Source organism: Thermosynechococcus sp. (genome assembly GCF_046299635.1).
Taxonomy (GTDB): Bacteria; Cyanobacteriota; Cyanobacteriia; order Thermosynechococcales; family Thermosynechococcaceae; genus Thermosynechococcus.
The window spans coordinates 17,407-28,922 of the sequence record NZ_JBKBHV010000031.1 but is presented as its reverse complement, the minus strand read 5'-3'; the positions used below and the strand labels follow the sequence as shown (position 1 = coordinate 28,922).

The 11,516-nt window shown below is 53.5% G+C and carries 13 protein-coding genes; 9 read left to right on the top strand and 4 right to left on the bottom strand.

Annotated features, from left to right (window positions below; genetic code table 11):
- Window positions 1-56: 56 nt before the first annotated feature.
- Window positions 57-794, bottom strand: coding sequence for a dTMP kinase (gene tmk / locus ACK4IR_RS11050; RefSeq protein WP_409874409.1), 738 nt, complete (start codon window positions 792-794; stop codon window positions 57-59).
- Window positions 795-1,050: 256 nt separating this feature from the next.
- On the opposite strand from tmk, the gene ACK4IR_RS11045 reads away from it, so the two are divergent.
- The 5 genes from ACK4IR_RS11045 to ACK4IR_RS11025 all read left to right on the top strand — a co-directional run bounded on the left by ACK4IR_RS11045 (window position 1,051) and on the right by ACK4IR_RS11025 (window position 5,002).
- Window positions 1,051-1,341 carry a hypothetical protein gene (locus tag ACK4IR_RS11045; protein WP_409874408.1) on the top strand — a complete coding sequence of 97 codons (291 nt, stop codon included), beginning with the start codon at window positions 1,051-1,053 and terminating at the stop codon, window positions 1,339-1,341.
- A complete protein-coding gene (locus ACK4IR_RS11040) occupies window positions 1,308-2,471 on the top strand; it encodes an NAD(P)/FAD-dependent oxidoreductase (RefSeq protein ID WP_409874407.1) in 1,164 nt (387 codons plus the stop codon). The genes ACK4IR_RS11045 and ACK4IR_RS11040 overlap by 34 nt, the downstream gene beginning before the upstream one ends.
- Window positions 2,472-2,496: 25 nt before the next feature.
- Window positions 2,497-2,607: a photosystem II reaction center protein PsbM gene (gene psbM, locus ACK4IR_RS11035; protein WP_181494584.1), complete on the top strand. Its 111-nt coding sequence runs from the start codon at window positions 2,497-2,499 to the stop codon at window positions 2,605-2,607.
- Window positions 2,608-2,683: 76 nt separating this feature from the next.
- Window positions 2,684-3,805, top strand: a complete 1,122-nt coding sequence (locus tag ACK4IR_RS11030) for an iron-containing alcohol dehydrogenase family protein (protein WP_409874406.1) — start codon at window positions 2,684-2,686, stop codon at window positions 3,803-3,805.
- Entirely contained in the window at window positions 3,806-5,002 is a 1,197-nt protein-coding gene (locus tag ACK4IR_RS11025; protein WP_409874405.1) for an aspartate aminotransferase, read from the top strand.
- 86 nt (window positions 5,003-5,088) lie between these two features.
- On the opposite strand, the gene ACK4IR_RS11020 is transcribed toward ACK4IR_RS11025, so the two are convergent.
- From ACK4IR_RS11020 to mscL, 3 genes are read right to left on the bottom strand one after another with little or no spacing between them, the layout of a single operon-like run.
- Window positions 5,089-6,093: a glycosyltransferase family 10 domain-containing protein gene (locus ACK4IR_RS11020; RefSeq protein ID WP_409874404.1), complete on the bottom strand. Its 1,005-nt coding sequence runs from the start codon at window positions 6,091-6,093 to the stop codon at window positions 5,089-5,091.
- 20 nt (window positions 6,094-6,113) lie between these two features.
- Window positions 6,114-7,385 (bottom strand): ABC transporter substrate-binding protein, encoded by a 1,272-nt coding sequence (locus ACK4IR_RS11015; RefSeq protein WP_409874411.1) that lies wholly within the window; start codon window positions 7,383-7,385, stop codon window positions 6,114-6,116.
- A gap of 12 nt (window positions 7,386-7,397) precedes the next feature.
- Window positions 7,398-7,814: a large conductance mechanosensitive channel protein MscL gene (mscL, locus tag ACK4IR_RS11010; RefSeq protein ID WP_409874403.1), complete on the bottom strand. Its 417-nt coding sequence runs from the start codon at window positions 7,812-7,814 to the stop codon at window positions 7,398-7,400.
- 221 nt (window positions 7,815-8,035) lie between these two features.
- On the opposite strand from mscL, the gene ACK4IR_RS11005 reads away from it, so the two are divergent.
- From ACK4IR_RS11005 to ACK4IR_RS10990, 4 genes are all read left to right on the top strand, one after another.
- Window positions 8,036-9,028, top strand: a complete 993-nt coding sequence (locus tag ACK4IR_RS11005; RefSeq protein WP_409874402.1) for a 30S ribosomal protein S1 — start codon at window positions 8,036-8,038, stop codon at window positions 9,026-9,028.
- 1 nt (window position 9,029) lies between these two features.
- On the top strand, window positions 9,030-10,055 hold the full coding sequence (pdxA, locus tag ACK4IR_RS11000; RefSeq protein WP_409874401.1) for a 4-hydroxythreonine-4-phosphate dehydrogenase PdxA: 1,026 nt from the start codon (window positions 9,030-9,032) through the stop codon (window positions 10,053-10,055).
- 86 nt (window positions 10,056-10,141) lie between these two features.
- A complete protein-coding gene (locus ACK4IR_RS10995; RefSeq protein WP_409874400.1) occupies window positions 10,142-10,465 on the top strand; it encodes a DUF1825 family protein in 324 nt (107 codons plus the stop codon).
- Window positions 10,466-10,477: 12 nt separating this feature from the next.
- Window positions 10,478-11,338 carry an aminotransferase class IV gene (locus ACK4IR_RS10990; protein ID WP_409874399.1) on the top strand — a complete coding sequence of 287 codons (861 nt, stop codon included), beginning with the start codon at window positions 10,478-10,480 and terminating at the stop codon, window positions 11,336-11,338.
- The last annotated feature ends 178 nt before the right edge of the window (window positions 11,339-11,516 follow it).

The following is an 11,516-nucleotide window of genomic DNA, read 5'->3' as shown; positions in this document are numbered from 1 at the left end:
TGCCCGTGGGATATTCCTGCGGGCATTGGTTGATACGCCTTGGTTAGGAGAAAATCTTAACCTATGTATTTGTTAGCAAAAGTTAACGAAAATGTATCGGTAAGCTTCATGGTGTCAAACCAGCGGTGCAGATGAGCTGCTAGGCAACTTTGGATGGCTTCACTCACCTGTTCCGTAGGTTGATCGGCATCAATGCGCTGCCAGCGATCGCCCTCCTCCTGCGCCAGTGCCATAAATCCCTGACGGACTCGCTCATGAAAGGCCAGTGTGTTCTGCTCTAGGCGATCGACTATGCCCCGCCGTTGGGTACGGGCAAGGCCAATACTAGCGGGGAGATCTAACCAGAGAACCAAGTCGGCTGCTAGACCCCCTGTGGCAATCTGGTTGATTTGATGAATTATCTGCAAGTCCAGCCCCCGCCCATACCCTTGGTAGGCAACAGTAGAAGCGGTATAGCGATCACACAGGACAATGCCCCCCCGTTGCAGTTGGGGACGGATACTGCTGGCCACGTGCTGGGCGCGATCGGCGGCGTAGAGGAGCAGTTCCGCCATGGGATCCATCTCTAAATCGCTATGGAGCAGTAGTTGCCGCAAGCCTTGACCAAGGGGCGTTCCCCCCGGTTCACGGGTGAGGAGCAAGGGCGGATCAATGTCAGCGGATCGCAATTTTGCCAGCCAGCCACTTTCCTCTAACCATCTAGCGATCGCCCCCATCTGGGTGGTTTTGCCGGCACCTTCTCCCCCCTCTAGGACAATAAACAAACCAGTATAGGGATGGGCAGAAGAATACATGAGTTCAGCGATTTAGAGGAAAGGTTTGATATAATCGCGGCATCCTGCCAGTACGATGCAAGTCACCCTACAATGGGGGTAATGTTCAATTCCCTGTGATGTCCTAGGCACACTAACAGCAACAGGATACCATTTGTTCCGTGATTACCCTAGAACCATTGTTCACAAACTACTAGTTTACCACTTGGCGGTTATGGCTCGATATGCTCGTGTTGTTACCATTGCACTCCCTCGGGCACGGCTAAAGGAAGAGCTAGTGCAAACCCTAAAAGCTTGTGATTTGACCGTAACCCATGTAGGGGACGATTACGTTGTCGCACGGGAGAGCGCGCTCGATGCTATTTCAATGTCCCAATTGGTTACGGTTGAAGTCCTGATTGACAAGACCACGCCCCAAAATGATGTCACCAAGTTTGATCTCGTTCTTAAGAACAAAGAACTGACCCTCAAGAAAAATAATCACTGCTTTGAATGGTTTGACCGCGTGAGTCGCGCCATCACTGAAAATGAAAATTGGGAATTAATCAATACGGTCGCGACACTGTGACGGCTCCGCCAGCAAATGCAACAGTGACCATTGTGGGTGCTGGGGTTGTTGGCTCAGCGATCGCCTACGAACTGAGTCGTGTCCTTGACCCAGCGGAAACGCCGATTCTTGTCCTTGAGGCGCAAGGGGAAGAGGACTGGCAAGCCACCGGGGCAGCTCTTGGTGTTCTCATTGTCCACCTCAGTCGGCGGCGGCGGGGGCGCAACTTTCAACTGCGCCAAGCTAGTTTGGCGCGTTACGAAACCCTCATTCCGGAGCTGGAGGCACAGACGGGAGTTCAGATTCCCTACCAGCGCCGAGGCATTATTGAAATCTGTACCACGGAAGCCGAGGCGATCGCCACCCAGGCATGGTTGAACACAGAGGCTCCCCAAGGGGTGCAGTGGCTCTCTCCAGAGGAAGTTGAGCAGCAGTTGCCGCTCATCAATACTCAGCTGGTTCACGGCGCCCTCTGGGCAACGGGCGATCGCCAAGTGACGCCAAAACCTTTGACTCAAGCCTTGCGCCAAGCCGCCTATCAACAGGGGGTCGAGTTTTTCTATCACAGCCCTGTCCGACATCTCCAGCGATCGCCCCAAGGGGGATGGATTCTGGACTTAGATCATGCTTCCCTTGAAACTGAATACCTGATCTTGGCGGCGGGTCTAGGGGTCACACCCCTCACGCAAGCCCTCCATTGCCCTATCACTGTGGAACCTGTTTTGGGACAAGCTCTAGAGTTTGCCGGTGACGTTGACGCCGTTGCCCCCCATACGCCGATGATGACGGCTGAAGGGATTCATTTTGTCCCCTTGCCCTGGGGACGGGTGTGGGTGGGCGCCACTGTGGAATTCAACACCGTAAGGGGGAATCCCCAAACCCTTGATCAACTGCATGGACGAGCCATCGAGCTTTGGCCGGTTCTAAAAACGGCTCGCTTAACACAACAGTGGCAAGGACTGCGCCCCCGGCCGCGCGATCGCCCGGCACCGATCATCGAACAAATAGATGACCATACTTGGATTGCCACGGGTCACTACCGCAACGGCATCCTGCTTGCTCCTGTCACTGCCCAAAAAATTACCCAGTCTATGCTCACGACCTTGGTCGAGGGCGATCGCTACAGAGGGGGCAGAGCATTGATAAAATAAAATCCAACGTTGTGGGATAGATACCATGGAAGTAAATCCTTTCGGCTTAGTGGCAACGGCCATGTTTGTCATCGTGCCAACCGTGTTCTTGATTATTTTGTACGTGCAAACGGAAAGTCAGCAGAAAAGTAATTAAGATAGATCTCTATGGCCAGAGCGAAAACAGCTCTATAGTGCCAGAGAGTCTCTAAATAATCGTTGTTTGTAGGCCTGTGACTGCTGCTTCCTTTTCACCCCTTTGTATTGCACCTACCCACGTCTATCGCGGTTGGTCAATTCTCTCCCAAGCGGGAGAAGTCATTGCTCAGTTGGGGCAGCGACCCCTGTTGGTGGTTTCACCGCAGCGCTATCAGCAGCTTGAGCAGGAGTGGCAGGCGATCGCCCGCTCCTATAATCTCACCTTCAGCGTGGGCACCTTCCAGGGGGAGTGCAGTGAACCCACCCTAGCTCGGCTTCGCCAAGAGGCTCAAAGCAGCGATCTCATCGTTGGCATCGGCGGCGGCAAAGCTTTAGATACCGCTAAACTCTTAGGGCATCAGCTTCACTTGCCCGTGGTGACCATTCCCACCTCGGCAGCCACCTGTGCTGCTTGGACGGCTCTCTCCAATGTCTATACAGAAGCCGGTGCCTTTGCCTATGATGTGACCCTCCATCGCTGCCCAGAGCTATTGCTGTTGGACTATGCTCTGATTCAAACGGCGCCTAAACGCACCCTGTTGGCCGGCATTGGCGATGCTCTTGCCAAGTGGTATGAAGCCTCGGTGAGTAGTGGTCACCGCCAAGAAACCCTGATTGTGGGGGCGGTGCAGCAGGCACGAGTCCTACGGGATATTCTTTTACAGCAGTCTGCGGAAGCCTTGGTCAATGTGGGCAGTCCCGTTTGGGAAAATGTGGTGGATGCCAGTGTGCTGATGGCAGGGATGATCGGTGGATTGGGGGGTGCTCAATGCCGAACGGTGGCTGCCCATGCCATTCACAACGGTCTAACCCACCTGCCCCAAAGTAAAAGCACCCTCCACGGAGAGAAGGTGGCCTACGGCATTCTTGTTCAACTACGGTTAGAAGAGATGGTCCAGGGCAGTCAATTGGCCACCAGTGCCCGCCACCAGCTTTGCCAATTTTATGAACAGGTGGGTTTGCCCCTCACGCTGGAGGACTTGGGCTTTCAGGAGGCCAGCTTGGCTCAACTTCACCACGCCGCTACGGTTGCCTGTGCCCCCAACTCCGATATTCACCACCTGCCGTTTCCGGTGACGCCCGATCTGGTGTTAGAAGCAATGGTGTCCACCGTGGTCGGGTACACTGCCAAGGTTGTGGATGGGAGTGCCCGCTAAATGGGGTTAGAGTGGATTCAACCCGCCGATCGCCTAGGGGCACTGCCGCCCTATGTGTTTGCCCGCCTCGATGAACTAAAGCTAAAAGCGCGGCAGCAGGGACTGGACTTAATTGACCTAGGGATGGGCAATCCCGATGGCGCTGCTCCGCGGCCGGTCATTGAGGCGGCGATCGCCGCCTTTGAGGAACCCACCTACCATGGGTATCCCCCCTTTGAGGGCACGGCGGTTTTCCGTCAGGCCATTACCCGCTGGTATCAGCGCCGCTACAATGTCTCCCTTGATCCCGAGGGCGAAGCCCTACCCCTGTTGGGGTCAAAAGAGGGATTGACGCACCTTGCCCTTGCCTATGTGAATCCGGGGGATGTGGTACTCGTGCCTAGCCCCGCCTATCCGGCTCATTTTCGCGGTCCTGCCATTGCCGGTGCCCACATCTATCCCCTGATTTTGAAACGGGAAAAGGGCTGGCTCATTGATCTCAGTGAGATTCCCAGTGACATTGCCCGTCAGGCCAAGGTTTTGTACTTTAACTATCCCAGTAATCCCACGGCGGCGATCGCCCCCCGCTCTTTTTTTGAAGACATTGTGGCCTTTGCCTGCGAATATCAAATCCTCCTGGTGCACGACCTTTGCTACGCCGAACTGGCCTTTGATGGCTACCAACCCACCAGTCTGTTGGAAATTCCCGCTGCCAAGGAAATCGGCGTGGAGTTCCATACCCTCTCGAAAACCTACAACATGGCCGGTTGGCGGGTCGGCTTTGTGGTGGGCAACCGCCACATCATTCAAGGACTGCGCACCCTCAAGACCAACTTGGACTACGGGGTTTTTGCCGTTTTGCAGAAGGCAGCAGAGGTGGCCTTGAGCCTGCCCGATAGCTACATTGCCGCTGTGTGCGATCGCTATCGCCAACGCCGTGACTTTCTCGTCCAAGGCTTAAATGAATTGGGCTGGCACCTCACCCCACCCCAAGCCACCATGTATCTGTGGGTGCCTGTTCCTAGGGGCATGAGTTCCACAGATTTTGCCCTAAAACTGCTTCAGGAGACGGGTATTGTTGTGACACCCGGAAATGCCTTTGGCGAAGGGGGCGAGGGATACGTGCGCATTAGCCTCATTGCCGATTGCGATCGCCTAGGGGAAGCCCTGAAACGCATGGCGCAAGCGAATATCCGCTTCGACAGCCTAAGTCAGTAAACTGGCTGCCGCCTTAGCCAAGCGCAAGCCAAGACAATGGGGCTGGTCAAGAGGGCAGCCTCAGGGGTTCCCATTGGGGTCGGGAATTATCGAGACAAGTGGGTCATAATTTCAGTAACAATCGTCTGGACAAAGTGTGGGATGGAAAACTGTTGCGCCTGTGGCGAAGCGAGAAAACGGTGGATGGCCTGTTGATAACCTAGATAAGTTTCCTCGGGCATCGTCTTGAGAAACCAATAGAGGTCTTCGTAGGAAGAAAACTCCCTCCGGTCAATAAAACAGTCTTTAGGAATATAATCTGTTACATCTGGGGCTCCCCAATACACAGGCACATTGCCCGCACAAAAGGCATCAAAAATTTTTTCTGTAATGTAGCCACGGAAAATCGCATTTTCATAGACAATCGAGAAACGCGATCGCAACAGAATGTCCCGCTTTGCGGCGATTGTTCCTCGCCACGAGGGAAACGCCGTAGATGGTTGTGGCCACCACCGCTCCAAAAAGCGAATTAATCCACCCACGACCGGCTGAGCAGGTGATTTATCCCAATCTCGCCCATAGAGGGCAAAATCTTGGGGAGCATAGCGTTCAAACCAGCGAATTGCTTTGAGCCGTTCTCGGTAAAGATCGCGATCGGGCGCCCACCAAGCCAGTGCTTTATTGCTGTTGATTAAAACCACCAACTGGGGACGCTCCCCATAGCCCTCCAGCGGTGCTACCTCTAGGGGGTGAGGAAGGCGGATAGGTACCGTTTTGCCGTCTATCCCCAACTCAGAGTTCCAAGCAAAGATCGTGCGATACTGGTGCTGTAAAAACCGGAATCCATTTGCAGGGTAGATTAACGGATTTTCAAGAAGGAGCACAAACTTCGGGGAGAGGGAGCGAGGAAATTGCACATTGAAGTGGAGTTCAAAGTGCGGCGTGCCCTTCAATTGTTCACTGCCGACCAAGTCAACACCGTGAGCCTGAAATGCCCTCTTTAGGGCAACCCAAGGTTGGGTTAGCCCATCGGGGGAGGTACCGAGGTCAAATAGCGCCGCAGCCGGGATACCGGGACAAACGATGAGACCCGTTAGCGGTTGTCGTTGCATGTCATCCTCTCACTCAAACGTCATCCCAAGCGGCTATTCCACCATGTTTCTGCATCCTTGAGGGCCTGATCAATAGTCTTTTCCCCTAGGAGAACGGCTTGCAAATTTTCGTAGAGGAGTCGTTGGAGTTCTTTAATATCTCGCAGCGGCGGAATCAGTACCTCTGCTTGAGACATTTGGGCGGCACTGACGGCACGGGCAATATCCACAGGGGTGGCATTTTTGCCAAGGGTGTGAAAGTAGGGATCGGCTAGGGCTGCTTTGGTGGAAGGCAAAACATTGGCCGCTTTGGCAAAGGCCAGTTGGTTTTCATTGTTGGTAACAAAGAGGGCAAATTCGACGGCCAGTTCGGGATGGCGACTGCGGCGGGGCACAAGTAAATTCATGACCGCAACATTTTTCTTGCCGGTCGTGCCGGTCAACTGGGGAGCAGGGGCAGAAACTGCGGCAATACTAGGGGCATTGGTGGCGATCGCGTTCAAAAATTCCGGACTCGTCATCAATAGCGCCGTTTCTCCTGCTTGATAGAGTTCAATGCCTTGGCGATGGCCTTCGGTGAGTACCTGCGGCGGCAAGAGTCCCTCACGATAGAGATCAAGCCAGTACCGGAAAGCGGCTTTGCCCGCAGGGGAATTAAAGGCGGCACGGCCTTGCTCGTCCACCAGCTTTACCCCCATCTGCACCATGGTCTGCATCAATTCGGCGGAGTCCTCGGGCACCATCGTGATAAAGAAGGCATATTTGCCCGTTTTCTCCTTCACGGCTTTAGCAACCTTGGCCAGCTCGGCAAAGGTTTGGGGGGGGCGATCCACCCCAGCAGCAGCAAGCAGTGCCTTGTTATAAATCGTGACCCGCGATGTCAGGTACCACGGCACCGCAAAGCTCTCGCCCTCCAATGTGGTTGCCTGCCAGATATTCGGTAGATAACGCTCACGTACCGCCGGCGGCACATAGTCATTCAAATTCAGCCACGCATTGCGTCCGGCCAACAACGCCGCAAAGTCGGGGTTCAGGTTCACCACATCGGGAGCGGTGCCCGCCAATACGGCCATGAGGATTTTACTTTGCATGGCCGTCCAAGGAATATCCACCCAGTGCACATGGACGTTCGGATGTTGAGCTTCAAACTCGGCAATTAGGCGATGGAAGTAATCGGTGAATTTGGGTTGCAGCTGCATTGTCCAAAATTCAAGCCGGATGCCTGGGGCAGGGGGTGCTGTGCCACAACTGGTTAAGATGGCCAGCCATAGCCCCACCAACAGCCCACAAATCCAGCGGTGCCACAATCGCATTGGCACAGACTCCTACAGGGGGGGGAGTTCAGAGGTACAGGCACGACAGCGGCTAGCTTTGAGGGGCACTGACTCCAAGCAGTAGGGGCACTGCCGTTGGTCTGGCGCAGGGGGCTTCTTGGGCAACAAGGGCAAAATCAGTTTCAGGAGAATAAACAGGCTGAGGGCAATCACCCCAAAGTCGAGTAAACTGCCCAAAAACTTGCCAATTCTAATGCCTGACCCCACCGTAAGTTCGCGCCAGTCGCCCCCTGGAATCAGAGGGTTAATGAGGGGCATGATTAGGTCTTCAACCACTGAAGTGACAATGCGGCCAAAGGCACCACCCACAACAACCGCGATCGCCAGATCAATGACATTCCCCTTTAGGGCAAATTCGCGAAACTCCTGCCAGAATTGCTTGACCTGTCGGCGGTTCAGTCGCGCCATGCCCACTCCTCAACTACACAAAAATTAACATTTATCTTCATCAATGACCAAAATTTTAGCGATGCCGCTAGCCAACGGGCAAACTCTAGGCTAACATTGTAGATCCAGTCAGAAAGTGTTCGAGCGATCGCTGGTATGATTGCGTATGGCACCCACTTCTGCCCGCTTGATAACTCACTATACACCCCCACTTTCGTTAAAGGAGCTAGGAAAACACTCGCATGGTCAATCAGGAAAAAACGTTAGACGTGGGCTTTACGCATGCTGATTTTGCAGCCTTACTGGATCGGTACGATTATCACTTCAACCCCGGTGACATTGTTGCTGGCACCGTCTTTAGCATCGAACCGAAGGGTGCCCTGATTGACATCGGTGCGAAAACCGCTGCCTACATTCCGATTCAAGAAATGTCTATCAACCGGATTGACAGTCCGGAAGAAGTGCTGCAACCGAACGAAACCCGCGAATTTTTTATCTTGGCGGATGAGAATGAAGAAGGGCAGCTTACCCTCTCGATTCGTCGTATTGAATACATGCGGGCTTGGGAGCGCGTTCGCCAACTACAAGCCGAAGATGCCACCGTTCGTTCTCAGGTCTTTGCCACCAATCGGGGGGGTGCCCTTGTCCGTATTGAAGGGCTGCGGGGCTTTATCCCCGGTTCCCACATCAGCACCCGCGTCAACAAAGAAGAGCTGGTGGGTGAAGAGCTACCCCTGAAGTTTTTAGAAGTGGATGAAGAGCGCAACCGCCTCGTACTCAGCCACCGCCGTGCCCTTGTCGAGCGCAAGATGAACAAACTAGAAGTAGGTGAGGTTGTTGTCGGAACTGTGCGCGGTATCAAGCCCTATGGTGCCTTCATTGACATTGGTGGCGTCAGCGGTCTGCTGCACATTTCGGAAATCTCCCACGACCACATTGACACTCCCCACAGTGTTTTCAATGTCAATGACCAAGTCAAGGTGATGATCATTGACCTAGATGCCGAGCGGGGTCGGATTTCCCTCTCCACCAAGCAACTGGAGCCAGAACCCGGTGACATGGTGAAAAATCCGCAGTTGGTCTATGAAAAGGCTGAAGAGATGGCCGAGCGCTATCGCCAGCAACTCCTGCAACAACAGCAGCAGGGTACCGCAGAGACCACTGAGGAAGTGATTGAAGACATTCCCGAAGCCACGGACGAAGATACGGCTGAGCCAATTCTCCAAGAAGCTTAGGATGTCCCTTGCGCTCACCCTTGGGGATCCAGCGGGCATTGGCCCAGAAATTCTCCTGAAAGCTCTAGCTCACCTGCCCTCAGAAATGTTGGGGCAGTTTTTTATTGCAGGCACACAGCAGATATTGCAGGAGACGTACGCTCGTCTATGTCAGCAGGGACAGGTGGCGATCAATCCTGCTCAGCTTCAGATTTGGGAGCATCCCCTCGATGAGACGATTGTGCCGGGGCAACCTAGTGTTGCCAGTGGGGCTGTCAGCTTTGACTACTTAAAAACAGCAATCCAGCGGGCGATCGCCGGCGATGTGGCAGGAATTGTGACGGCACCGATTTCTAAAGCAAGTTGGCAGGCGGCAGGTTATCACTTTGCCGGTCAAACGGAGGCGCTAGCGCACTTCACCGGTACCCCCAATGTCGGCATGGTGTTCTTGGGGCGATCGCCCATAACCAACTGGGTGTTGACCACTTTACTCGCAACTACCCACATCCCATTGCAAGAGGTGCCCAAGGCACTAACCGCCGAATGCCTCAATGAAAAATTAGCGCTTCTGGTGCAGTTTCTAAGGGAGCAGCGGCATCTGGAGCAGCCTCGCATTGCCATTGCTGGACTGAATCCCCACAGTGGTGAGCAGGGACACCTAGGCCAAGAGGAAGTGACTTGGCTGATTCCTTGGCTTGTAGCGGCCCGGCAACAGTATTCCGATGTTGAACTGATTGGTCCTGTGCCCCCCGATACTCTCTGGATTGGGGCTGCCGATGCGTGGTGGGGACGTCCTTCTGCTGTGCCTGCCTACGATGCCTACCTTGCTCTTTACCATGATCAGGGGTTGATTCCCGTGAAGATGCTGGCCTTTCGGGAAGCAGTGAATACCACGATTGGCTTGCCCTTTATTCGCACATCTCCAGACCACGGTACAGCCTTTGATATTGCTGGCACAGGGGTGGCAGACCCACAGAGTTTTCTAGCAGCGATCGCTTGGGCACAAACCCTGAGTAAAGGATCGGTTTTCCCTCTCACCCCCGCCTAAAGGGCCTTTGATAGAATGCAACTAAATAACAAACCAAACGGTCAATCGTTGGCATTATTGGTTGTTGCTGTATCGGGCAGAGTCATATGGGATTCTTTGATTCGGAAATTGTTCAACAGGAAGCGCAACGCCTGTTTCAGGACTATCAGCAGTTGATGCAGCTTGGCTCCGAGTACGGCAAGTTTGACCGCGAAGGGAAGAAAATCTATATCGAGAAAATGGAAGAATTGATGGATCGCTACCGCATTTTTATGAAGCGGTTTGAGTTGTCCGATGACTTTATGGCTCAGATGACAATCAAGCAACTGGAAACACAACTGAGTCAGTTTGGCATGTCTCCCCAAACCATGTTTGATCAAATGCATCAAACTCTTGAGCGGATGAAAGCCGAAGTGGAACGCCAACTCTAGGGGAGATGGCGGGTGTTGCTCTGTAATTTGGATGGGGTAATTACGCCAGAGGCCACGATTTCTGTTCTGGATCGCGGCTTTCTCTACGGCGACAGTGTCTATGAGGTGATCCGCACCTATCAGGGAATTCCTTTTGCCCTAGGGGAACATTTAGCTCGTTTGCGAGCCTCAGCAGACTATCTTTACATGACTGTGCCGTGGTCCGACGAGTACATTACCCAAGAAGTCCAGCGCACCTTAGCGGCTGCTCCAACGGGAGAATACTACATTCGGATTGTGGTGACTCGTGGGGGCGATCGCCGCATTGGGCTGTTGCCAGAACCAACGACCCAACCAAGGTTATTGATCGTGTTGATGGCGATCGCCTCTGAGCCAGTCTTGAGTGAACAGGGAATTCGCCTCACCATTGCTAAGCGACAACGTACAAGCACCGCTGCTCTTGATCCTGCGGCTAAAACGGGCAATTACCTCAACAATATTTTGGCGCTATTGGAGGCGCAGCAGGCTGGTTTTGAGGAGGCTCTTCTCCTCAATGCCCAAGGGCAGATCACCGAAGCGACAACCAGCAACTTCTGGATTGTCCGTGATGGTGTAGTCGAGACACCACCCACCACTGTTGGCATACTCCCCGGAATTACGCGAGGGACACTGCTAAAGATCCTTGCAGACTTGGGCATTCCCCATCGCGAAGTGATCCTCACTCCCCAAGATTTAGCGACGGCCAGTGAGGGCTTTCTCAGCTCTTCAGTACGCCTGCTAATGCCGATTCGCCAAGTGGATGAGATCATCTTTCCTGACTGTCCGGGAGCCGTGACCCAAAAGCTGTGGCAGGCATTGTTAACTGTAATGGAGAAAGCAGCTCTGGCGGCCTAGGTACACCCTTTTCTGATTTTCTAAAATATGATTAAGGAATCTTGGTATAATAGCTATTACGTTTTCCAGCGTTTGCCATCTTTATTTCGCTGACTCGTAAATCTAGAAAGCGTTCTTTGCGGAATGCAATTGTACCCAAGGAGGGTAGCACTACTAAAGTGGCTAAAAACTACAATGC

Excerpts from the sequence above, each read along its gene's own strand:
- tmk (WP_409874409.1), bottom strand. The coding sequence starts at position 794 with ATGTATTCTTCTGCCCATCCCTATACTGGTTTGTTTATTGTCCTAGAG.
- psbM (WP_181494584.1), top strand. The coding sequence starts at position 2,497 with ATGGAAGTAAATCCTTTCGGCTTAGTGGCAACGGCCATGTTTGTCATC.
- ACK4IR_RS11025 (WP_409874405.1), top strand. The coding sequence starts at position 3,806 with ATGGGGTTAGAGTGGATTCAACCCGCCGATCGCCTAGGGGCACTGCCG.
- ACK4IR_RS11020 (WP_409874404.1), bottom strand. The coding sequence starts at position 6,093 with ATGCAACGACAACCGCTAACGGGTCTCATCGTTTGTCCCGGTATCCCG.
- ACK4IR_RS11015 (WP_409874411.1), bottom strand. The coding sequence starts at position 7,385 with ATGCGATTGTGGCACCGCTGGATTTGTGGGCTGTTGGTGGGGCTATGG.
- mscL (WP_409874403.1), bottom strand. The coding sequence starts at position 7,814 with ATGGCGCGACTGAACCGCCGACAGGTCAAGCAATTCTGGCAGGAGTTT.
- ACK4IR_RS11005 (WP_409874402.1), top strand. The coding sequence starts at position 8,036 with ATGGTCAATCAGGAAAAAACGTTAGACGTGGGCTTTACGCATGCTGAT.
- pdxA (WP_409874401.1), top strand. The coding sequence starts at position 9,030 with ATGTCCCTTGCGCTCACCCTTGGGGATCCAGCGGGCATTGGCCCAGAA.
- ACK4IR_RS10995 (WP_409874400.1), top strand. The coding sequence starts at position 10,142 with ATGGGATTCTTTGATTCGGAAATTGTTCAACAGGAAGCGCAACGCCTG.